The 21,293-nt window shown below is 69.7% G+C and carries 18 protein-coding genes and 1 pseudogene; 11 read left to right on the forward strand and 8 right to left on the reverse strand.

Annotated features, from left to right (window positions below; translation table 11 throughout):
• Nucleotides 1–13: 13 nt before the first annotated feature.
• The 3 genes and pseudogenes from ACTMVF_RS02690 to ACTMVF_RS02700 all read right to left on the reverse strand — a co-directional run.
• Nucleotides 14–1,429 (reverse strand): FG-GAP-like repeat-containing protein, encoded by a 1,416-nt coding sequence (locus tag ACTMVF_RS02690; protein ID WP_441269307.1) that lies wholly within the window; start codon nt 1,427–1,429, stop codon nt 14–16.
• A gap of 104 nt (nt 1,430–1,533) precedes the next feature.
• Nucleotides 1,534–3,024, reverse strand: a complete 1,491-nt coding sequence (locus tag ACTMVF_RS02695; protein ID WP_441269308.1) for a VCBS repeat-containing protein — start codon at nt 3,022–3,024, stop codon at nt 1,534–1,536.
• Nucleotides 3,025–3,431: 407 nt separating this feature from the next.
• A pseudogene (locus ACTMVF_RS02700) lies at nt 3,432–3,557 on the reverse strand (maleylpyruvate isomerase N-terminal domain-containing protein); the annotation flags it as partial.
• A gap of 176 nt (nt 3,558–3,733) precedes the next feature.
• Here ACTMVF_RS02700 and ACTMVF_RS02705 point away from each other — a divergent pair.
• Nucleotides 3,734–4,783, forward strand: a complete 1,050-nt coding sequence (locus ACTMVF_RS02705; RefSeq protein WP_441269309.1) for a glycoside hydrolase family 5 protein — start codon at nt 3,734–3,736, stop codon at nt 4,781–4,783.
• Between the two features lie 72 nt (nt 4,784–4,855).
• Here the strand turns inward: ACTMVF_RS02705 and ACTMVF_RS02710 are convergent, their stop codons facing one another.
• The 3 genes from ACTMVF_RS02710 to ACTMVF_RS02720 form a co-directional block, all read right to left on the reverse strand.
• Nucleotides 4,856–5,077 (reverse strand): ferredoxin, encoded by a 222-nt coding sequence (locus tag ACTMVF_RS02710; protein WP_441269310.1) that lies wholly within the window; start codon nt 5,075–5,077, stop codon nt 4,856–4,858.
• Nucleotides 5,074–6,273 (reverse strand): cytochrome P450, encoded by a 1,200-nt coding sequence (locus tag ACTMVF_RS02715; RefSeq protein WP_441269539.1) that lies wholly within the window; start codon nt 6,271–6,273, stop codon nt 5,074–5,076. The genes ACTMVF_RS02710 and ACTMVF_RS02715 overlap by 4 nt, the downstream gene beginning before the upstream one ends.
• Before the next feature lie 195 nt (nt 6,274–6,468).
• A complete protein-coding gene (locus tag ACTMVF_RS02720; RefSeq protein WP_441269311.1) occupies nt 6,469–7,788 on the reverse strand; it encodes an FG-GAP repeat domain-containing protein in 1,320 nt (439 codons plus the stop codon).
• Between the two features lie 225 nt (nt 7,789–8,013).
• Here ACTMVF_RS02720 and ACTMVF_RS02725 point away from each other — a divergent pair, with 225 nt between their 5' ends.
• From ACTMVF_RS02725 to ACTMVF_RS02735, 3 genes are all read left to right on the forward strand, one after another.
• On the forward strand, nt 8,014–8,670 hold the full coding sequence (locus tag ACTMVF_RS02725; protein ID WP_441269312.1) for a DUF5701 family protein: 657 nt from the start codon (nt 8,014–8,016) through the stop codon (nt 8,668–8,670).
• Nucleotides 8,671–8,825: 155 nt separating this feature from the next.
• On the forward strand, nt 8,826–9,968 hold the full coding sequence (locus tag ACTMVF_RS02730; protein WP_441269540.1) for an MFS transporter: 1,143 nt from the start codon (nt 8,826–8,828) through the stop codon (nt 9,966–9,968).
• A 310-nt stretch (nt 9,969–10,278) separates the two neighbouring features.
• Complete coding sequence (locus ACTMVF_RS02735; RefSeq protein ID WP_441269313.1) at nt 10,279–11,025, forward strand: DUF2637 domain-containing protein; 747 nt, start codon at nt 10,279–10,281, stop codon at nt 11,023–11,025.
• Between the two features lie 10 nt (nt 11,026–11,035).
• Here the strand turns inward: ACTMVF_RS02735 and ACTMVF_RS02740 are convergent, their stop codons facing one another.
• Complete coding sequence (locus tag ACTMVF_RS02740; protein WP_403334466.1) at nt 11,036–11,323, reverse strand: zinc-ribbon domain-containing protein; 288 nt, start codon at nt 11,321–11,323, stop codon at nt 11,036–11,038.
• Nucleotides 11,324–11,401: 78 nt separating this feature from the next.
• Here ACTMVF_RS02740 and ACTMVF_RS02745 point away from each other — a divergent pair, with 78 nt between their 5' ends.
• Nucleotides 11,402–12,313 carry a hypothetical protein gene (locus ACTMVF_RS02745; protein WP_441269314.1) on the forward strand — a complete coding sequence of 304 codons (912 nt, stop codon included), beginning with the start codon at nt 11,402–11,404 and terminating at the stop codon, nt 12,311–12,313.
• Nucleotides 12,314–12,371: 58 nt separating this feature from the next.
• On the opposite strand, the gene ACTMVF_RS02750 is transcribed toward ACTMVF_RS02745, so the two are convergent.
• A complete protein-coding gene (locus tag ACTMVF_RS02750; protein ID WP_441269315.1) occupies nt 12,372–14,654 on the reverse strand; it encodes a (Fe-S)-binding protein in 2,283 nt (760 codons plus the stop codon).
• A 219-nt stretch (nt 14,655–14,873) separates the two neighbouring features.
• Here ACTMVF_RS02750 and ACTMVF_RS02755 point away from each other — a divergent pair, with 219 nt between their 5' ends.
• From ACTMVF_RS02755 to ACTMVF_RS02780, 6 genes are all read left to right on the forward strand, one after another.
• Nucleotides 14,874–15,938 carry an MraY family glycosyltransferase gene (locus ACTMVF_RS02755; RefSeq protein ID WP_441269316.1) on the forward strand — a complete coding sequence of 355 codons (1,065 nt, stop codon included), beginning with the start codon at nt 14,874–14,876 and terminating at the stop codon, nt 15,936–15,938.
• Nucleotides 15,939–16,032: 94 nt separating this feature from the next.
• The gene (gene dnaK, locus ACTMVF_RS02760; RefSeq protein ID WP_441269317.1) at nt 16,033–17,880 is read left to right on the forward strand and encodes a molecular chaperone DnaK; all 1,848 of its coding nucleotides are present in this window, start codon (nt 16,033–16,035) and stop codon (nt 17,878–17,880) included.
• Nucleotides 17,880–18,536, forward strand: coding sequence for a nucleotide exchange factor GrpE (grpE, locus tag ACTMVF_RS02765; RefSeq protein ID WP_441269318.1), 657 nt, complete (start codon nt 17,880–17,882; stop codon nt 18,534–18,536). The genes dnaK and grpE overlap by 1 nt, the downstream gene beginning before the upstream one ends.
• A gap of 42 nt (nt 18,537–18,578) precedes the next feature.
• Nucleotides 18,579–19,760: a molecular chaperone DnaJ gene (gene dnaJ / locus ACTMVF_RS02770; protein WP_441269319.1), complete on the forward strand. Its 1,182-nt coding sequence runs from the start codon at nt 18,579–18,581 to the stop codon at nt 19,758–19,760.
• 5 nt (nt 19,761–19,765) lie between these two features.
• The gene (locus ACTMVF_RS02775) at nt 19,766–20,218 is read left to right on the forward strand and encodes a heat shock protein transcriptional repressor HspR (RefSeq protein ID WP_301998669.1); all 453 of its coding nucleotides are present in this window, start codon (nt 19,766–19,768) and stop codon (nt 20,216–20,218) included.
• Nucleotides 20,219–20,333: 115 nt separating this feature from the next.
• Nucleotides 20,334–21,167, forward strand: a complete 834-nt coding sequence (locus ACTMVF_RS02780) for an NAD(P)H-binding protein (RefSeq protein ID WP_441269320.1) — start codon at nt 20,334–20,336, stop codon at nt 21,165–21,167.
• The last annotated feature ends 126 nt before the right edge of the window (nt 21,168–21,293 follow it).

Consider the following 21,293-nt stretch of genomic DNA (forward strand, 5'->3'; position numbering starts at 1 on the left):
GGCTGACGGTGTGTCACTGGGCTATCACCGAGCCGAAGTTGGCGGCGTACTTGAGGGAGATGTCGGCGGCGGTCAGCCCCTTGGCGCCCGTGGTGGTCGGGCCGGTGGAGGTGCCGCGCAGGGTCCAGACGCCGCCGGCGGAGTTCTCGCCGTCGACGCCGATGACGAGTTCGGCCTTGCCGTCCTTGGTCAGATCGGTCAGGTCGACGGCGGAGCCGAAGCCGTCCCAGGCCTCGGCGGTGCCGGGCACGCCGGAGGTGTTCTGGGTGTACGACTTGGCGCCGCTGGTCCTCAGGCCGGAGGCCGAGCCGAACAGCACGGTCACCGAGCCCGCCTCGTTCGCCGCGCCGAGGTCCTCGCCACGGGCGCCGACCGCGACGTCGGCGTATCCGTCGCCGTTGATGTCGCCGGTGCCGACGGTCGCACCGAAGGCGTCGTCGGTCTCGCCCGAGCCGGGCACGCCGGTGGTGTCCTGGTGGACGACGGTCGGCGTCTGCGCGGGGTCGGGGCCGTTCGGGCCGCCGTACCAGACGGTGATCTGGCCGCCCTTGTGGCCGCCGGGCTTGTAGCTGGAGGGGTCCGTGTGGTCGCCGAGGACGAGGTCGCCGTAGCCGTCGCCGTTGATGTCGGCGATCGAGCCGGGGAAGCCGTCGGCGTTCGGCAGCTCGGTCAGAGTGGAGTTGCCGGTGCCGCTCGTGCGGTAGTAGAGGATCTGGCCGCCGGAGTCGCCGTCCACGGCGTGCGGGTAGACGCGCTCGGCCGCGCCGTCGCCGTTCATGTCGCCGGCGATCGCCTCGTAGCTGGTGCCGAGTTCGCCGACGCGGTAGTGGCTCAGCGGGCCGCCGGTGCGGGTGAAGGGGCCCAGGTACAGGCGGGTGTGGCTCTGGCCGGTGAGCGTGACGTCCGTGTCGCCGTCGCCGTCGAAGTCGTCGGCCGCGATGCCCCGGGAGAAGCCGCCCCACTCGGCGAGCGTGGACGGCTGCGGAAGCCCCTTCCCACCGGACAGACCGGACGGGCCGCCCCACAGGACGGTGCCGGAGCCGACGCCGTCCCGGTCGCCGATGCTCTCGCCCGTGGCGCCGACCACGAGGTCGGAGTAGCCGTCGCGATCCAGGTCGGCGGCGGCGAGGGCGGCGCCGAACAGGTCTCCCGACTCGGCGGTGCCCGGCACCCCGGCGGAATTCTGGGTGATCACGGCCTTGCGGGTGGCCGAGACACCGGACGACGAGCCGTACAGCACGACGACGGCACCGGCGCAGGACGCGGAGCCGACATTGGTGCACATGGCGCTGACGGCCACATCGCGGTAGCCGTCGCCGTTGAAGTCGCCCGCCAGTCCGGAGGGGGCGGCTGAGGCGGTGGCCGCCGGGAGGGCGGTGAGCAGGCCGGTGGTGAGGGTGGCGGCGAGGAGGAGGGGGCGCTTGCGCAAGGTGAGTGCTCCTGGGAGAGGGGTTCCGGGCCCGTGGGGACGGAGGAAAGAGGTGCCGGGCCCGTGGGGACGAACGGGCCCGGCAGGTCGTGTCCTACGGCTGCTCAGTCCGCGAAGTTCGCGCCGAAGTACGGCGTTCCCGTCGTGGAGACGCCCGAGCTGCTGGGGGCGATGGAACGGGAGCCGGTGGTGGTGATCTTCGAGCCGTCGGAGGGCAGGTAGGTGACCCCGCCGTTGCCGGCGTTCTCCATGGAGCCCACGACCAGGTCGGCCTTGCCGTCGCCGGTGACGTCGTCGAGCTTGACGTCCAGGCCGAAGGAGTCGTCGTCCTCGTCGTCGCCGGGCACGCCCGCGGTGCTCTGGGCGAAGCCCTGGGTGCCGGAGGTGGTGTTCAGGCCGTCGGCGGTGCCGTAGAGGATCGTGACCGCGCCGGTGTTGGCGGCGCTGCCGATGTTCTCGCCGGCGACGCCGATCGCGAGGTCGAGGAAGCCGTCGCCGTTGATGTCGCCGAGGTCGAGCTCGTGGCCGAAGTTGTCGTTGGTCTCGGCGGCGCCGGGGACGTTGCCGGTGTCCTGGGTGATGCCGGTGGCGTACGAGGTGAGGGGACCGTCGTCCGAGCCGTAGGTGACCCAGACCTTGCCGCCCTTGCCGGAGTCCGGGATCGAGGTGCCGTCGCTGGTGGTGGTGTTCCAGTAGGCGCCGCTGACGACGTCGCCGTATGCGTCGCCGTTGATGTCGCCGATCGCGGTGATCACGCCGGGCTTGAGGGCCTTGGCGCCCGCGGTGCTCAGGCCGGTGGGGCCGCCGGGGATGAAGTAGTTGCGGTTCCAGCCGTTGTCGGTCTCGGTCTCGTAGCCGTCGACGACCAGGTCGGTCTCGCCGCCGTTGATGTCACCGGCGGTCAGGTTGATCGGGCCGCCGGCGTCACTGCCCATGATCGGGGGCTTGATGGTGTAACGGCCGCCCGCGACACCGGAGGCGTTGAAGCCGCCCTTGAAGACGTGGATGGTGGCGGTGCTGTTGCCGACGGCGAGGTCGGCCTTGCCGTCCCCGTCGAAGTCGCCGGCGGCGAGGTTCTTGCCCCACCAGTCGTGCGAGGACGGTGCCGGGTCGGCGACCGTCACGCCCTTGCCGGTGATGCCGGAGGCCGAGCCCCACAGGATGGCCAGCCCGCCGCCGTCGACGTCGCTGCCGACGTCCTCACCCCAGGCGCTGACGGCGATGTCGTCGTAGCCGTCACCGTTGAAGTCGGCGTACGCGGTCTCGGCACCGAAGTTGTCCCCGGCCTCGGCGGTGCCCGGGGTGCCGGTGGTGTTCTGGCTGATCGTGTGGCGCTTGGCGGACGAGACGCCGCTCGCGGTGCCGTAGAGGACGACGAGCTGGCCGGCCGCCTTCTTGCCGCTCACGTAGGCGCCCTGGGCGGAGAAGGCGACGTCGCCCAGGCCGTCGCCGTTGAAGTCGGCGTGCGGGACGTCGGTGGAGTCGGCGGCGGTCGCCGTGGACGCCACGAAGGTGAGCAGACCGCCGGTCAGCGCGGCCGCGGTGGCCGTCGCGAGGGCGAGTCGTGCCGTGCGGCGCGGGTGGTGCTTGTGCATGCGGGTTCTCCTGCTGCATGCGGGGATGCTTGGCGGGCATCCGCAGTCGATGGGGTGCGATCGTGCGTGTTTGCCGGGAGTTGTCCTCGGGTTCATGGCACGGTCAGCGATCAGGAGACCGGCGAGGGGGCGTAAGGGTTGTACGTGAGTTCGGTCATTCTTTGAGGCGACTGTGGCTGGGGGCCTGATGCGATCCGGGGCGTCGTGCGCCACGTCCTGCCCCTCGCGGAAGAAGCGGCCATTCGCCAGATCACCGCGGCCGCTGTTTCTCCGTCTTTGTGGCGCACCGTCACGTCCTGCTCCTCCGGCTCCCAGGCCTGGAGCAGGTCGAAGAGATGCCGGTCGCCGTCGACCTTCAGGGAGTCCACCGGCATACGGCCGTACAGGGTGAGGACCAGCTCACTGGCGGCGCCCCAGGAGCGGCGCCCGTCGCCCAGGTGTTGCACCAGATCGAACAACGTCCACTCGGGGCAGGTCGGCACCCGCACGTCGCGGCTGGGCGCGGAGGCGACCGCGGCGCGCGTTCCAACAATCGGACAGCGAGTTTCACAGCGGGCCTGGTGGCCGTGCGCGTGGGCGAGGCCATGGTGAAACTTTGTGTGCTGATGTGTTGACCTCTGTTCGGATCATCTTCTAGTTTGCGGGAGCTATCCAGCCGTCGACCGGGTCTGCCAGTTTTCGCCAACGCAACTGCTCAGAAGGAGACGCCGTGACACGAAAGAACCATCGCCGGACAGCTTGCCTCGGTGCATTGCTGTCCTGCGCCACGGCGTTCGGGGGAGCGCTCGCCTCCCCCGCATCCGCCTCCCCCGAATCCGCATCCCCCACATCCGGCAAGGCGGCCGTGATCCCCGTCAGCGACTTCCGTGGGGTCAACTGGGCCGACCCGCGGGACAACTACGCCGATGACGCGGTCGTGCCCTCGGGGCTGTCGACCTCCGACAGTTACGCCACCACCTACGCCAAGTCCAAGGCGATCATCGGCGGGTTCGCCAAGCTGGGGGCCAACACCGTCCGGCTGCCGGTCAACCCCACCTCCGTCAACGGCCCGTTCTGGAAGTCGTACAAGGGAGCGATCGACGCTGCCACCGCCAAGGGGTTCAAGGTCATCCTGGGCTACTGGGAGGCCGACAACGCCAAGGACGGCAAGATCGACAACCAGGCCGCCTACGACCAGATGTGGGCGCGGATCACCTCCTCCTACGTGGGCAACTCCCGGGTGTACTTCGAGCCGATGAACGAGCCGTTCGGCTACACCTCCCAGGAGTGGCGCGACATAGCCGCCCGCTGGGTGACGACCCACCGCTCCGTGCCCCGCGACCGGATCCTCATCGGAGGGGTCAAGTACAGCGAGGACGTCAAGCCCGTGTGCGCCGACAGCCGGCTGGATGGCACCCGGCTGGCCCTGCACAACTACGGCTTCTGGCACACCGACTGGACCAGCTCCGACCAGTGGAAGCAGGACTTCAAGGCGCGCATCGGCGACTGCGCCTCGCGCACCATCCTGGACGAGTTCGGCGCCACGATGACCTCCGGACTGAACTACAACGGGCCGATCAACGGCTCCAACGAGATCGCCTATATCCAGGCGGCGACCGACACCATCCGTGAACTGGGCCTGGGTTCGGTCTACTGGCCCGGCCTGCGCAACGGAGACACCTACTCCCTCACCACCCTCCAGGGCACAGGCACCGACCTCAGCCTTCAGGTGAACAACCAGAGCGGGCTGGACCGCCTGCACTGGGCCTGGCGGCAGTAACCGGCGGCAGTTCCGCCGGACCCCTGGGAGCGCCCTCGTGGTCGAGCCATGAGGGCGCTCCGACGTGAAGCCCTAGGCGTCGCCGGCTTCGGGCTCATGGAAGGTGATCGTCCCGGAGGGGCAGAGCCCGGCGGCCATCCGTGCGGCCGCGCGGTGGGCGGTGGGCGGCTCGGGGTGCAGCAGGAGCACGCGGCCGTCGTCGGGGTCCTGGTCGAAGACCTCGGGGGCGGTCAGGGCGCACATCCCGGCGCCGATGCAGCGCTCACGGTCGATGTGCAGGCGCGTCGGTGTCATGAGCCTTCCTTGTCCCAGGTGACCGGGAGGCTCCGCACCCCGTAGATGTCCGCGGTCTCCGGGCGCAGACCGACCTCCTCGGCCGGTACGGCCAGACGCAGCGTGGGGAAGCGGTCGAGCAGCGCGCGGAACGCGACGCGCATCTCGATACGGGCCAGCTGCTGGCCCAGGCACTGGTGGATGCCGTGGCTGAAGGCCAGATGCCCGTCGTACGGCCTGCGCACGTCGAGCACATGGGGGTCGGTGAAGCGCTCCGGGTCGCGGTTGGCGGTGTTGTACGACAGGACGACCGTGGTGCCGGCCTCGATGGTCCGGCCGCCCACCTCCACGTCCTCAAGGGCCGTCCGCATGAACGTCTTGGCGACGCTCAGATACCGCAACAGCTCCTCCACGGCCCCGTCGGTGAGCGCGGGGTCGGCGCGCAGCGCGGCCAGTTGCTCCGGGTGCTGCAGCAACGCGAAGGTGCCGAGGGACAGCATGTTCGCGGTGGTGTCGAACCCGGCCGCCAGCAGGATCAGGCTGATTCCCTGCAGTTCCTCATCGGTCAGATCGCTGTCGGTGAGTTCGCTGAGCACGTCGTCGGTGGGGTTCGCACGCTTGGCGGCGACCAGCCCCGCGAGGTACTCCTGGGTCGCGGTGTAGGCCGCTATCAGCGTTTCGTCGTCCGTCTCCCCGCCCATGAAGGTGTCGATCTGCTCCTGGAAGGAGCCCCGGTCCTCGTACGGCACCCCCAGCAGCTCGCAGATGATGACGGTGGGGATGGGCTTGGCGAACGCGGTCACCAGGTCGGTCGGCGGCCCGGCCTTCTCCATGGCGTCCAGGCACTCGGTGGTGATCTGCTCGATGCGCTCGGTGAGCAGTCGCATCCGCCGTACGGTGAACTTGCCCACCAGCGGCTTCCGGTAGCGCCCGTGCTGCGGCTCGTCCATGAGCAGGAACTCGCCGGGTGGCGCCGGAGGAATCTCGAAGTCGACGACGTTCATGAGCTCCTTGCGCGAGCTGAACCGTGGGTCGGCGAGGACCGACCTGACCAGGTCGTACCCGGTGATCAGCCAGCCGGGCTTTCCGCCGGGGTGGGTTAAGCGGCTGATGGGACCGTGCCGACGGGCGTCGAGCAGCTCTGCCGGCGGGTCGAAGGGACAGCCGGGCCGACGGTCTGTGGGCAGTGCGGTGACGCTGTGGATGGATTCCCCCATGGTCATTTGCCGTTTCCCATCTCGCGATATGACGTGTTTCACGTTTCCTGAAAGCTACGTTGCATTCAGGGTTGCGTCAATCGATCGAGAGGTGTTTTCCCAGGTGAAGGGCGGAAAATTGATGCAATGACGCTGGAGGTGAATGCAATGCCGCGTTGCAATGAATGACGGGAAGGGCGGCGGTGGCGGCTACTGCTACCGCGCCTGGAACTCCGAGCTGGAGAACTCGACCGACGGTTCCGCCGCCACCAGCCCCGTCTTCCTCCCCGGGTACACGGCCACCGTGTCCTTCGTCTCGCCGGCGGACGTCCGCACCACCAGGTCCGCCCGCCCGTCCGCGTCGAAGTCGCCGACGGCCACGACGCGCGTGGTGCCCTGCGCGGGCGGCTCCACGGTCACCACGCCGCCGGCCGCGATTCCTGCCGTACGACCGCGGAAGACACGCAACTGCGAGCCGCTGGAGACCAGTTCGCTCCGTCCGTCGCCGTCGAAGTCGGCGGCGTCGAGTACCGAGCCGGGGACTTCGAGGGTTCCGCGTACGGCCGCGGCCGGGAGGTCGTAGCGCAGGAAGGTTCCGTCCATCGTGCCGACCGCCGCGTCCAACTCGGCCTTGTCCTTGCCGAAGGCGCCGAGGGCTACGTCGATGCCGGCGGGCAGGACGACTCCGGTGCGGGTGGGTCCGGTAGGGCCGCCGAGGACCACCGCTGACTTTCCTGTGCCCTGTGCCGTACGGACCACCAGATCGTCGTATCCGTCGTGGTCGACGTCGGCTGCCGGGCCCGTGGGGGCGTTGCCGGGGGCCGGGATGGGGGCGGCTGCGGCCTTGGGCTTGCCGTTGCGGGTGAACGGGCCGCGGAGAAAGGTCAGTTGGACGTCCGAGGCGTGGACGACCAGGTCCTGCGCGCCGTCGCCGTCGAAGTCGCCGCACACCGGCTGGTCGGGCCAGTCGTTGCCGGCGCGGGCGGAGGCGGGGATGGCGAGTTCGACCGCCTTGCCGGTGAGGCCGTCCGGGGAGCCGAAGAGGAGTTGGAGGGGGACCGGGGGGCGGCCCTGGCCGTCGTAGGGCGGGTCGGTGGAGACGACCAGGTCGGTGAAGCCGTCGCGGTTCAGGTCGCAGGTCTCCTCCGCGTCGAAGACCGCGGGGAGCCGGCCCTTCGTCGGGGCCGCCTGGAGCCGGGGGCTGAGCAACTGCCGTGCGCCCGGGACGAGCCCGCGGTCACCGCCGTAGACGATGCCGATGCCCGGATCGTCGGCGTGGGCCTGGGACTTGACCAGGTCGTTGAGGACGAGGTCGCGGTGGCCGTCGCCGTTGAAGTCGTCGGGGGTCTTGCTGCCCTTGCCCTGAGGGACGGGGAGTTGGGCGGGGGCGTCGGCGATCTGGACGGGGGTGTGCGGGGCCGGCTCGGCGTTGTCGGTGTGCCGGCCGGGACCGCAGGCCGCCAGGGCGAGGACGCCGAGGACGCCGAGGGTGCCGGTCCTGGCCGCCGTACACTTCCCGCCTCTTCGCGCGCGCACCGCTCACCTCGTCAGCACCAGGGTCAACAACTGGGTAATCATGCACGCGTTCGAGAAGGGGCGACAGTCCCTTTGCGGGGATGGGTGCGCCCGTGTGCCGGGATGGCTGGTGGCGCGCGGGCGTGGTGACCGGGAACATTCCGCGTGACCGCCACGTTGACCTCAGGTCCGCCCGCTGCCGCTGCTGCTATCGCCGCTGCCGTGACCCGCGAACCGAGGAGTCCTGTGCCCGACAGTTCGTCCAACGCCACCGTGACCTCGCTCCCGCCGCTCACCACCCAGGCGGAACGCCTGATCGAGCTCGGGGTGCACGAACTCGCGGGGATATCCGCCGACGAGATACGCACCTTCGCGCAGGACGCCGGCAGCGGAGGCAACGACGCGCTGCTCGCCGTCCACCCGGACCGCGCCCCCGCGTCCGCCCTCGCGCCGCTGCTCCGTCACGACGGCAAGCCCGGCTTCGTGGTGGTCGACATGCCCGACGTCGACCGTTTCGCCCCCGACGCCGTCGAACTGCCCGATGCCCCCCTCTACGTCGTCACCGGCCTCGACCGCGGCGACCGTATGGCCAACTGGAGCCCGGAAGAGGCGCTGCCCGCCCTGACCAAGGAAGACCGCACCCCGCTGCTGCTCACCGAAGGCATCCACTGGGTGCTCCAGCAGCCGCCGATCCTCGAGCGCAACCGCTGCTTCATGACCATCGGCTCCCGGCTGCGCAAGCCGAGCGGCGCCCTGGACGCCCGCACCCCGGCGATCTGGATCAGCAACGGCACGGGCCGCGACGGCCGCGAGCGGCGCAACGCCCCGAAGGTCGGCTGGTGCTGGTGGGGCAACCGCCACACATGGCTGGGCTTCGCCTCCGGTACGGGACGCAGGGGCTAGCCAGTACTTGCCAGGTGCCGGCGAGGCGGCCACTGCACCCCGAGCCGCCACACCCCGTGCCCCCGCAGCCCAGCCCCCAAGGACGGCGAGCACATATGACCGCAACGCCGGACCGACCACCCGCCCCGTCCCCCACCCCCACCTCCGCCCCCCAGATGTGGCCCCTCTACGCCGCCGGCTTCACCACCGCCTTCGGCGCGCACGGCATCGCCGCCAACCTCGGTGGCTACTCCGACGACGCCGTGACCTCCCTGCTGGTCCTCGGCGGCCTGCTCGCGCTGTACGACGGTGCCGAGGTCGTGCTCAAGCCGCTCTTCGGCACGCTCGCCGACCGGATCGGGGCGCGTCCGGTGCTGCTCGGCGGCCTCGTCGCGTTCGCGCTGGCCTCCGCCGCGTACGTCGTCGCCGACAGCCCCGGCTGGCTCTGGGCCGCCCGGCTCGGTCAGGGCGCCGCGGCCTCCGCGTTCTCGCCGTCCGCGTCCGCGCTGGTCGCCCGGCTGAACCCGGCGGCCAAGCACGGGCGGGCGTTCGGCAGTTACGGCTTCCACAAGTCCATCGGCTACACCCTGGGCCCGCTGCTCGGCGGCGTCCTGGTGTGGGCCGGTGGCCTACGACTGCTGTTCACCGTGCTGGCGGTACTCGGCGCGGCGGTCGCGCTCTGGGCCGCGCTCGCCGTCCCGCACGTACCGCCACTGCCCAAGCAGCGGCAGACGGTCCTGGACCTGGCTCGGCGCCTGGCCGACCCGGCCTTCCTCCGTCCTACGGCCGCCCTGGCCGGCGCGACCGCCGCCCTCTCCGTCGGCGTCGGCTTCCTGCCGGTCTCCGGCGCCGCCGCCGGGCTGGGCACGGTCGCGACCGGCGCCGCGGTGTCGGTGCTGGCGGCCTGCGCGGCCGTCGTACAGCCCAAGGCCGGGCGGGCCCTGGACGATGGCCGCCTCACCGCACGCACCGGCCTCACCGCCGGGCTGCTGATCACGGCGGCGGGACTGGCCTCGGCGATGCTGCCCGGCCTGGCCGGCGTCCTCCTCGCGGCCACGCTGATCGGCATCGGCACCGGCCTGATCACCCCGCTCGGGTTCGCCGCCCTGGCCGCCGCCACGCCCGCCGAACGGCTGGGCCAGACCATGGGCTCCGCCGAGCTGGGCCGCGAACTCGGCGACGCGGGCGGCCCGTTGCTGGTCGCCGCCGTCGCCTCCCTGGCCACCCTCACCTGGGGTTACGCCGCCCTCGCTCTCCTCCTCGTCGCCGGCCCCGCCCTCGCCGTGATCTTCCGGAACCGGACTGGCGGATATCAATAACACCGCATCACACATATTCTGAATTTCACCGTCCGGGCCCTGTCGTTGGATATTCCAGATAATCACCGTTGACGGATATTCCCCCGAATGCCAGATGTCCTGCACGGCGTGGCGCTCGTTGAGTGGGCGTGACTTGGCGGGAAACACACGCAGATGATGATCATCCGTTCCGCTTGCGGCAGGCGGTTGATCAGACCGCTGCGGAAGGCATCACGCACTGCTCTGATCTGCTCGATGACTTTCTCAGAACCATCAGCCGTATGGAGAGTGAATATCTTCGGGCCGCGATGGAGGGGGAGGGGTTCTAGAAATGCGAACCGACTACGAGGCGGTCGACGAACAGCCTCATTACACGCAACAGCTCGACATGCAGAACCTCTGGCACGCCCCTGATTCGGCGATCTCGTCGTCGGGCGGCTGGGATCTGGACGAAGAGCTTGCCCAGATGCTGAACACGACGCAGGGGCTGCAGGTGCCGGGCCTGGCGGGTCTGGCGGGGCAGGGCCTGGATCCTGCTTCCGCCCCGGCTCCCGCTCCGCCCGCGCCGGACAGCGACAGGCCGCTGCCCCGCCCGGTCCATCGACGGCGGCCTCAGCCCAGCGCTCACGTCCTTCCCAGAAACCCGAAGATCATCACTGTCGCGGTCCTGGTCACACTCATCACCCTGTGTGCGGGCACGATGCTCACCTGGTCCATTTCGTATTCGTACGATCAGCTGCGCTCCATCGCGCTGCTCGTGGTCTCGCCGAAGCTGGCCCATTGGTGGCCGTTGACGGTCTATGGGCCGTGGCTGCTGGCAGGGCTGTCCATTCTGCGGGCAGCCGTCCAGCGCCGAACCGCTCGCCGGTCCTGGGCCGTCATGCTCGTCTCCTCCGGCACGGCGGTGGCATTGTGCATCGGCCAGTCACCGCATTCTCTGCTCGCGATGGTGGTCGTCGGAATTCCGCCGATCACCGCCCTGATCTGCTTTCGCGAGCTCGTCGGCCAGTTCTCGTCGCGGCCCGGCCCCCGGCATGCCGCTGACGCGGTGAACGGGCCCAAGCAGCCGAGGTCGTAACGGCGCCGGGTCAGGACTGGTACGGCTGCTGCGGCTGCCCGTACTGCTGCTGACCGCCGCCGGCGGCGGACTGCGTCTGGAGCTGTTCCGCCTGCTCCTGAGTCACCTTCTGATCGGCGCCGCAGAAGGTGCACTGCGTCGCGTACTTCGTCGAGATCGGGAACAGCGGCACGAAGAACAGCGTGAACTTCGTGACGCGCTTCCTGAGCGTGTGCGCGGCGGGGTTCCCGCACTGGCCGCACACCAGCGTGAGTATGGCCAGCTGGTAGAGGTAGCCCTTGGTACCGAAGATGATCACGCTTGCGGTCCTTTCTGATTGGTTCCTGCCGTACAGTGCCCGCGGCGGGCGATGGGGACGCCCCTCGGGGGAGGGCACATGGGTACTGCGCTGGTGTGGATCGTACGGCTGTGTGCGTTGGTGGGGTGGGTCGCGGCGGCCGTCGCGTGTACGTGGCTGCTGGGGGCGACCGCCATGTCGCGGCCCTGGCACGAGCCGCTCGTCTGGGGGGCCGTCGCCGTGGGCTGTGCGGTGGTGCGTGCGATCGCGCTGTGGGTGCTGCGCGACGAGCCCGCCGCCGACGTTTTCACGGGCGGCGTCTGGGTCAAGCTCCGCACAGGTGCCGTCTGGCTGCTGGTGACGTTCTCCTCCGCCGTTTTCTTCGTCGCCCTGCTCACCTCCGTCAACGCGGGCGAGAAGCTCGACGCCCTGCGTGAGGCGGGCGCCGAGGTCAGCGCCGCGAGGGTCGTGGAGCGGCAGTCGACCCGGGAGGAGTCCGACGGCGAAGGCGGCGTGAAGGGGTACGCGTCACGGCTGGTGGTCTCCGTGCCCGGCGGGGCCGAGCGGCTCACCGTGCGCGGTGCGTACACGTACGAGAAGCCGCGCCGGGGAACCGAGATCGACGTGCTGTGGGCCCGGTCCGCACCGGAGCTCGGCGGCTACGCCAACGAGAGCAAGGACCTGCACGCGCTCGCCGGGAATCGCTGGAGTGCCTTCCAGGACGACGAGTTGGGCACCGGGTCGGTGATCGCCTTCGTCGTCATCGGGCTCATCGGCGCCGTCCTGGGCCTTGTGTTCACCCTCGTGCCCGACGGCGACGACCTGCAGGAACTGGCCTGGTCGGCCCCGCTCCAGACGGTGCGCGCCGTGCTGGCCGGGGCGCTGTTCTGGGGCTGGCTTCCCCTGCTGCTGGGGCAGACCCCGAGCATCCCGCAGATGCTCTGCTTCGTCGGCGCGTTCCTCCTCGTCCTGCTCGGCCAAGTCTTCACCTCGGTCCGCAGCATCGGCTGACATACGACGGCGCCCCCTGCCGATGAGGACAGGGGGCGCCGGACGGCCGTAACGGCTGCTACTTCACGGGCTCGGGCTCCGGCTCGCTCTCCGTCTCCGCCGTGTCCTCGGGGTCCACCGGCGTCTTGACCGACTCCAGCAGCAGCTGGGCGACGTCGACGACCTGGATGGACTCCTTGGCCTTGCCGTCGTTCTTCTTGCCGTTCACGGAGTCCGTGAGCATGACGAGGCAGAACGGGCAGGCCGTCGAGACGATGTCCGGGTTGACCGAGAGGGCCTCGTCGACGCGCTCGTTGTTGATGCGCTTGCCGATCCGCTCCTCCATCCACATCCGCGCACCACCGGCGCCACAGCAGAAGCCGCGCTCCTTGTGTCGGTGCATCTCCTCGTTGCGGATGCCCGGGACGCTGGCGATGATCTCGCGCGGGGGCGTGTAGATCTTGTTGTGGCGGCCCAGGTAGCAGGGGTCGTGGTAGGTGATGATGCCCTCGACCGGCGTGACCGGGACCAGCTTGCCCTCGTCCACCAGGTGCTGGAGCAGCTGGGTGTGGTGGATGACCTCGTAGTCGCCGCCGATCTGCGGGTACTCGTTGCCGATCGTGTTGAGGCAGTGCGGGCAGGTGGCGACGATCTTCTTCGCCGACTTCGGCTTCTTCGACTCGGGCGTGACGTTGCCCTCGTCGTCCATCTCCTCGCCGAACGCCATGTTCAGCGCCATGACGTTCTCCATGCCGAGCTCCTGGAACAGGGGCTCGTTGCCGAGGCGGCGGGCGGAGTCACCGGTGCACTTCTCGTCGCCGCCCATGATCGCGAACTTGACGCCCGCGATGTGCAGCAGCTCGGCGAAGGCCTTGGTGGTCTTCTTGGCACGGTCCTCCAGGGCGCCGGCGCAGCCGACCCAGTACAGGTACTCGACCTCGGTGAGGTCCTCGATGTCCTTGCCGACGACCGGCACCTCGAAGTCGAGTTCCTTCAGCCACTCCAGGCGCTGCTTCTTCGCCAGGCCCCAGGGGTTGCCCTTCTTCTCCAGGTTCTTGAGCATCGTGCCCGCCTCGGACGGGAACGCGGACTCGATCATCACCTGGTAGCGGCGCATGTCGACGATGTGGTCGATGTGCTCGATGTCCACCGGGCACTGCTCGACGCAGGCGCCGCAGGTGGTGCAGGACCACAGGACGTCCGGGTCGATGACGCCGTTCTCCTCGACGGTGCCGATCAGCGGGCGCTCGGCCTCCGCGAGGGCGGCCGCGGGGACGTCCTTGAGCTGCTCCTCGGAGGCCTTCTCCTCGCCCTCCATGGTCTTGCCGCCGCCGGCCAGCAGATACGGGGCCTTGGCGTGCGCGTGGTCGCGCAGCGACATGATCAGGAGCTTGGGGGAGAGCGGCTTGCCCGTGTTCCAGGCGGGGCACTGCGACTGGCAGCGGCCGCACTCGGTGCAGGTGGAGAAGTCCAGCAGGCCCTTCCAGGAGAACTGCTCGACCTGGGAGACACCGAAGACGTCGTCCTCGCCGGGGTCGGTGAAGTCGATCGGCTTGCCGCCGGACGTCATCGGCTGGAGGGCGCCGAGGGCCGTCTCACCCGTCGCGTTGCGCTTGAACCAGATGTTCGGGAAGCCCAGGAAGCGGTGCCAGGCCACGCCCATGTTGGTGTTGAGCGAGACCGTGATCATCCAGATCATCGTCGTGCTCAGCTTGATCATCGCGAACAGGTAGACGAGGTTCTGCAGCGTGGCGACGCTCAGGCCCTTGAAGGCGAGGACCAGCGGGTACGAGGCGAAGTACGCGGCCTCGAAGTGGTCCACGTGGTGCAGCGCGCCCTCGAGCCCGCGCAGGACGTAGATGGCGAGGCCGATGGTGAAGATGACGTACTCGACGAAGTACGCCTGGCCCATCTTCGAGCCCGCGAACCGCGACTTTCGGCCCGCGCGCGAGGGCAGGCTCAGCAGACGGATCACCATCAGCGTGACGATGCCGAGGGTGGTCATCGCTGCGATGAACTCGATGTACAGCTCGTACGGCAGGAAGCCGCCGATGACCGGCAGCGTCCAGTCGGCCTCGAACAGCTGGCCGTACGCGGTGATGATCGTCGGCGGCAGCGTCAGGAAGCCGACCGCCACGAACCAGTGGGCGAAGCCGACGATGCCCCACCGGTTCATCCGGGTGTGGCCGAGGAACTCCCGCACCAGGGTCACACTGCGCTGGTAGGGGTTGTCGGTCCGGGTGCCGGCGGGCACGGGCTGGCCGAGCTTGAAGTACCGGACGAACTGGCCGATGGCGCGTGCGAGCAGCGCAACGCCGACCACGGTCAGCACCAGCGACACGATGATCGCGGCGAGTTGCATTTCGGGGCTCCTCGGGCCTGCGAGGGGTGGTTCGAGGGGGTCCCTCGACATTACTGAGAGGACATTACTAAGCGGTAACTTATTCAGTCTGTCTGAGACTACCCGCATCCTCCGCCGCACTGTAGCCAGGTGTGGAGTGATGTGAGTCGCTGAGGGTTGCCTTAAGAACCGATCGTGTTATTCATCCCGAAATGGTATATACGGCACTAACCTAGCCCCGTGCTTTACGGGATCGCAGCAGCCACCACCTCTCTCCTTCTCGCCGCCTTCCTCGCGGCGCTGCTCCGGCTGCCCGCCCTGCGCCTCGGCATCGTCGATCGTCGTCGTCAGCGGCCGCTGCCGTTGCTCGGCGGTGCCGGTGTCGTGCTCGTGACCTGCCTGGTCGTCGCCGCGGGGGAGTGGACGGGCTTCGCCCCGCTGGGCCCCGAGATCGAGCGGCTGCTGATGGCCGCGGGCGCCGTCGCCGTGCTCGGGCTGGTCGCCGACGTGCGGCGGGTGAAGGCGCGGTTCCTGGCCGGCGGTACGGCCGTGGCGGCGGCCTGCGTGGTGCCGTACGGCGAGACGGGCTTCCTGCTGGGGGTGCCGGCCGTCGGCTGGATCGTTCTCGTCGCCGTCGGCTTCAAGGCGCTCGACCATGCGGACGGGCTGGCCGGCACCGTCGGGGTCGTCACCGCGTTCGGCGTCGGGCTGCTGGCGGCGGCCGAGGTGATGGACGAACTGGCCGTGCTGCTGAGCGTGCTGGCCGCCGCCCTGACCGGTTTCCTCATGCACAACTGGCACCCCGCCCGGGTCGGGCTCGGGGCGTGCGGATCCCTGTTCGTCGGGTTCGTGCTGGCGTCGACGGCCGTGATGACCCGTACCGGGCACGAGCCGGTGTCGAGCATGGGTGTGCTCTACGCGCTCACCGCGCTCGCCACCGCCGACGTCCTCCTGGTGGCGCTGTCCCGCCGGCTGGCCGGGCGGCCGCTGCTGCGGGGCGGCCCCGACCATCTCGCCCATCGCCTGCGCCGGCTCGGCCTCACCCCGCCGGCCGCGACCGTCGTCCTGGGTGTGGCGGCCTTCTCCGGGGTACTCGTCGCCGTTCTCGTGCACATGGGATGGCTTGCCGAGTCGGGAGTGTTCTGGGTGGGGGTGGGTGCCCTCATCGCCGTATTCGGACTGCTGCTGGTCAAGCCCTACGCGCCTCGTCGTCAACCCTCTTTTCCCCTGGGGGGTGCTGTGCGGCCGCCTGCTCAGGCCACATCTACGCAGGTCAGAGCCCAGTTGCGTGTAAGGAACGGATAAGAGTTGAGTGGGGTCGACTCAGCTCTGTTGACCGGGGCGGGGCCGTCATGCACACTTGAGTCCGTTCCACTCAAGTCAGCTGGAGGAATCAACCATGGCACGTGCGGTCGGCATCGACCTGGGCACGACTAACTCCGTCGTCAGCGTTCTGGAGGGCGGCGAGCCCACCGTCATCACCAACGCCGAGGGCGCCAGGACCACGCCTTCCGTCGTCGCCTTCGCCAAGAACGGTGAGGTGCTCGTCGGCGAGGTCGCCAAGCGTCAGGCGGTCACGAACGTCGACCGGACCATCCGGTCCGTGAAGCGTCACATGGGCACCGACTGGAAGATGGAGCTCGACGGGAAGCCCTTCAACCCGCAGCAGATCTCCGCCTTCATCCTCCAGAAGCTGAAGCGGGACGCCGAGTCCTACCTGGGCGAGAAGGTGACCGACGCGGTCATCACCGTCCCGGCGTACTTCAACGACTCCGAGCGCCAGGCGACGAAGGAGGCCGGCGAGATCGCCGGTCTGAACGTCCTGCGCATCGTCAACGAGCCCACCGCGGCCGCGCTCGCGTACGGTCTCGACAAGGACGACCAGACGATCCTCGTCTTCGACCTCGGTGGCGGCACCTTCGACGTGTCCCTGCTGGAGATCGGCGACGGCGTCGTCGAGGTGAAGGCCACCAACGGTGACAACCACCTCGGTGGTGACGACTGGGACCAGCGCGTCGTCGACTACCTGGTGCAGCAGTTCAAGTCCGGTCACGGCGTGGACCTCGCCAAGGACAAGATGGCCCTCCAGCGCCTCCGCGAGGCCGCCGAGAAGGCCAAGATCGAGCTGTCCTCCTCCACCGAGACCTCGATCAACCTGCCCTACATCACCGCCTCTGCCGAGGGCCCGCTGCACCTGGACGAGAAGCTCACCCGGGCTCAGTTCCAGCAGCTGACCGCGGACCTGCTGGAGCGCTGCAAGACCCCGTTCTTCAACGTCATGAAGGACGCCGGCGTCTCCATCAACGAGATCGACCACGTCGTCCTCGTCGGTGGCTCCACCCGTATGCCCGCCGTCGCCGAGCTCGTCAAGGAGCTGACCGGCGGCAAGGAGGCCAACAAGGGCGTGAACCCGGACGAGGTCGTCGCCATCGGCGCCTCGCTCCAGGCCGGTGTCCTCAAGGGTGAGGTCAAGGACGTCCTGCTCCTCGACGTGACCCCGCTGTCCCTCGGTATCGAGACCAAGGGCGGCATCATGACCAAGCTCATCGAGCGCAACACCACGATCCCGACCAAGCGGTCCGAGATCTTCACGACGGCCGAGGACAACCAGCCGTCCGTGCAGATCCAGGTCTACCAGGGCGAGCGCGAGATCGCGGCGTACAACAAGAAGCTCGGGATGTTCGAGCTGACCGGTCTGCCGCCGGCGCCGCGCGGTGTCCCGCAGATCGAGGTGTCCTTCGACATCGACGCCAACGGCATCATGCACGTGACCGCCAAGGACCTGGGCACGGGCAAGGAGCAGAAGATGACCGTCACCGGCGGCTCCTCGCTGCCGAAGGACGAGGTCGACCGGATGCGCCAGGAGGCCGAGCAGTACGCGGAGGAGGACCACCGCCGCCGCGAGGCCGCCGAGACCCGCAACCAGGGCGAGCAGCTCGTCTACCAGACGGAGAAGTTCCTCAAGGACAACGAGGACAAGGTCCCCGGCGAGGTCAAGACCGAGGTCGAGGCCGCCGTCGAGGAGCTGAAGACCGCGCTCAAGGGCGAGGACACCGCCGAGATCCGCACGGCCACCGAGAAGGTCGCCGCGGTCTCGCAGAAGGTCGGCCAGGCCATGTACGCCGACGCCCAGGGCGCGCAGGCCGCCGGTGGCCCCGAGGGCGCCACGGCGGGCGGCAAGGCCGCCGACGACGACGTCGTCGACGCCGAGATCGTGGACGACGAGCGCAAGGACGGTGCCGCGTAATGACGGAGGAGACCCCGGGCTTCGAGGAGAAGCCCGACGTCCCCTCCGGCGCGACCCCTGACGACGCCGAGTCGAAGGCCGCAACCTCGTCGAACAGCGAGGGGGCGGCCCCGGCCGGGGACGGAGCAGCAGACGCGGGCCTGGTGGCCCAGCTGGACCAGGTGCGTACGGCGCTCGGTGAGCGCACGGCGGACCTCCAGCGGCTCCAGGCCGAGTACCAGAACTACCGCCGCCGTGTCGAGCGCGACCGGATCACGGTCAAGGAGATCGCCATCGCGAACCTCCTGACCGAGCTCCTGCCCGTGCTCGACGACATCGGGCGCGCACGGGAACACGGCGAACTCGTCGGCGGATTCAAGTCCGTCGGGGAGTCGCTGGAGACCGTCGCGGCGAAGCTGGGCCTGCAGCAGTTCGGCAAGGAGGGCGAGCCCTTCGACCCGACGATCCACGAGGCCCTGATGCACAGTTACGCGCCGGACGTCACCGAGACGACCTGCGTCGCGATCCTCCAGCCGGGGTATCGCATCGGCGAGCGCACCATCCGCCCCGCGCGGGTGGCCGTCGCCGAGCCCCAGCCGGGCGCGCAGACGGTCAAGGCCGATGAGGCGACCGAGGCGGGCGACGACAAGGAGAGCGGTGGCCCGGACGAGGGCTGACGTTGAATTGACGAGGGACTACGGGAAGGGGGTACGTCGAGGATGAGCACCAAGGACTTCATCGAGAAGGACTTCTACAAGGTCCTCGGCGTCCCCAAGGACGCCACCGAAGCCGAGATCAAGAAGGCGTACCGCAAGCTCGCCCGCGAGTACCACCCGGACGCCAACAAGGGCAACGCCAAGGCGGAGGAGCGCTTCAAGGAGATCTCCGAGGCGAACGACATCCTCGGTGACCCCAAGAAGCGCAAGGAGTACGACGAGGCACGCGCCCTCTTCGGCAACGGCGGCTTCCGCCCGGGGCCGGGCGGCGCGGGCGGCTCCTTCAACTTCGACCTGGGCGACCTCTTCGGAGGCGGCGCCCAGGGCGGGCAAGGGGGAGCCGGCGGCTTCGGCGGCGGACTCGGTGACGTCTTCGGGGGCCTGTTCAACCGCGGTGGCACGGGTACGACCCGTACCCAGCCCAGGCGCGGCCAGGACATCGACACCGAGGTCAGCCTCAGCTTCACCGAGGCGATCGAGGGTGCGACGGTCCCGCTGCGGATGTCCTCGCAGTCTCCCTGCAAGGCCTGCGCCGGCACCGGCGACAAGAACGGCACACCGCGGGTGTGCCCGACCTGCGTCGGCACCGGCCAGGTGGCGCGGGGCTCCGGTGGCGGCTTCTCCCTCACCGACCCCTGCCCGGACTGCAAGGGGCGCGGCCTGATGGCCGAGCACCCCTGCCTGGAGTGCAAGGGCAGCGGCCGGGCGAAGTCGTCCAGGACCATGCAGGTGCGCATCCCGGCCGGGGTCTCCGACGGCCAGCGCATCCGTCTGCGCGGCAAGGGCGCACCCGGTGAACGCGGCGGCCCGTCCGGCGACCTGTACGTCACCGTGCATGTCGCCGCGCACCCGGTGTTCGGCCGCAAGGACGACAACCTCACGGTGACCGTCCCCGTGACCTTCACGGAGGCGGCCCTCGGCGGCGAGGTCAGGGTCCCCACCCTGGGCGGACCGCCGGTCACCCTGAAACTGCCGCCCGGCACACCCAACGGCCGCACCATGCGGGCGCGGGGCAAGGGCGCGGTCCGCAAGGACGGCACCCGCGGCGACCTCCTGGTCACCGTCGAGGTGAGTGTCCCGAAGGACCTTTCGGGGAAGGCTCGTGACGCACTGGAGGCGTATCGCGAGGCGACCGCGGGCGAGGACCCGCGGGCGGAGCTGTTCCAGGCCGCGAAGGGAGCATGAGTCAGATGGACGGTCGTCGACGCAACCCGTATGAACTGACCGAGGAAACCCCGGTCTACGTCATCTCGGTGGCGGCCCAGCTCTCCGGCCTGCACCCGCAGACGCTGCGCCAGTACGACCGTCTGGGCCTGGTGTCTCCGGACCGCACCGCCGGCCGGGGGCGCCGCTACTCGGCCCGCGACATCGAACTGCTGCGCACCGTCCAGCAGTTGTCGCAGGACGAGGGCATCAACCTGGCCGGCATCAAGCGCATCATCGAACTGGAGAACCAGGTCGCCGCGCTCCAGTCCCGGGTCGCCGAACTGCAGTCGGCCCTGGACGGCGCGGCGGCGGCGATGCAGCAGCGCGAGGCGGCGGTGCACGCGTCGTACCGCCGGGACCTGGTGCCGTATCAGGAAGTGCAGCAGACCAGCGCGTTGGTGGTGTGGCGGCCCAAGCGGCAGCAGACCTCTGACTGATGGCGACGTCAAAGGCCCTTGGCCCGCAGGTTCCTCTCGGAACCTGCGGGCCAAGGGCCTTTTGGCTCCTCCGACCTTTGACCTCAAGGTTGGTTGAGGTCCTAATGTCACCCGCATGATTCTCGTGACCGGAGCCACCGGAAACATAGGCAGCGCCCTCGTGAAGGAACTCCGGGGGATCGACGCCGGACCGCTGGGAGGGCTCACCCGGGATGCCGCGCGGGCCGTGTTCCCGGAAGGAGTCGAGGCGGTCGAGGGTGACCTCGGCCGGCCGTCCTCACTGAAGCCTGCGCTGGAGGGGGTGCGCTCCCTGTTCCTCGTGTCGCGACTCGGCCCGGACGCCGAGATCCTCGAAGCCGCCCGGGCGGCGGGCGTGGAGCATGTGGTGCTGGTCTCGTCCATCACCGCACAGACGCATCCGCACCTGGGCCCGGCCGCGGAGAACCTGGCCGTCGAGCGTCTGCTCAAGGGCAGCGGCATGGCGTGGACGATCCTGCGGCCGACGCAGTTCGCCTCGAACGCCCTGTGGTGGGCCGAGGAGATCCGTGACCACGGAGCGGTCCGTACGCCTTATGCGGACATCGGGTTGCCCACGATCCACCCCGCGGACATCGCGGCGGTGGCACGGGTGGCGCTGACCGAGTCCGGCCATCGAGGGCGGACGTACGCGCTGACCGGCCCACAGCGGATCACCGCCCGGCAGCAGGTGGAAGCCCTCGCGGACGTGCTGGGCCGGGACGTGGCGCTCGCCGAGATCAGCCGGGAGGAGGCCCACCGTGACCTGGCCGCCCTCCTGGGCGACGAGACCGCCGACGCGATGCTCGATGTGACGGGCGGCGCCGTCAACGCGGAACTGCTCATGGTGCGCGACACCGTTTCCCGAATCGCCGGTGCCCCGGCCAGGACGTTCCGCCAATGGGTGTCGGAGCACGCCACCGCCTTCAGCTGAGCCGGTCGAGGAGGTCGCCGCCCGGCAGACGCGGGGTGCGGTGGCGTCGGCGGGGGCGAACCGCGGGCCGCCCGCCTCGAAGTCCTGGCCGATCGGCTCGCCCGGGACGATGTTCAGCTCCGTGGC

This window comes from Streptomyces sp. SD31, from assembly GCF_052068475.1.
GTDB lineage: Bacteria > Actinomycetota > Actinomycetes > Streptomycetales > Streptomycetaceae > Streptomyces.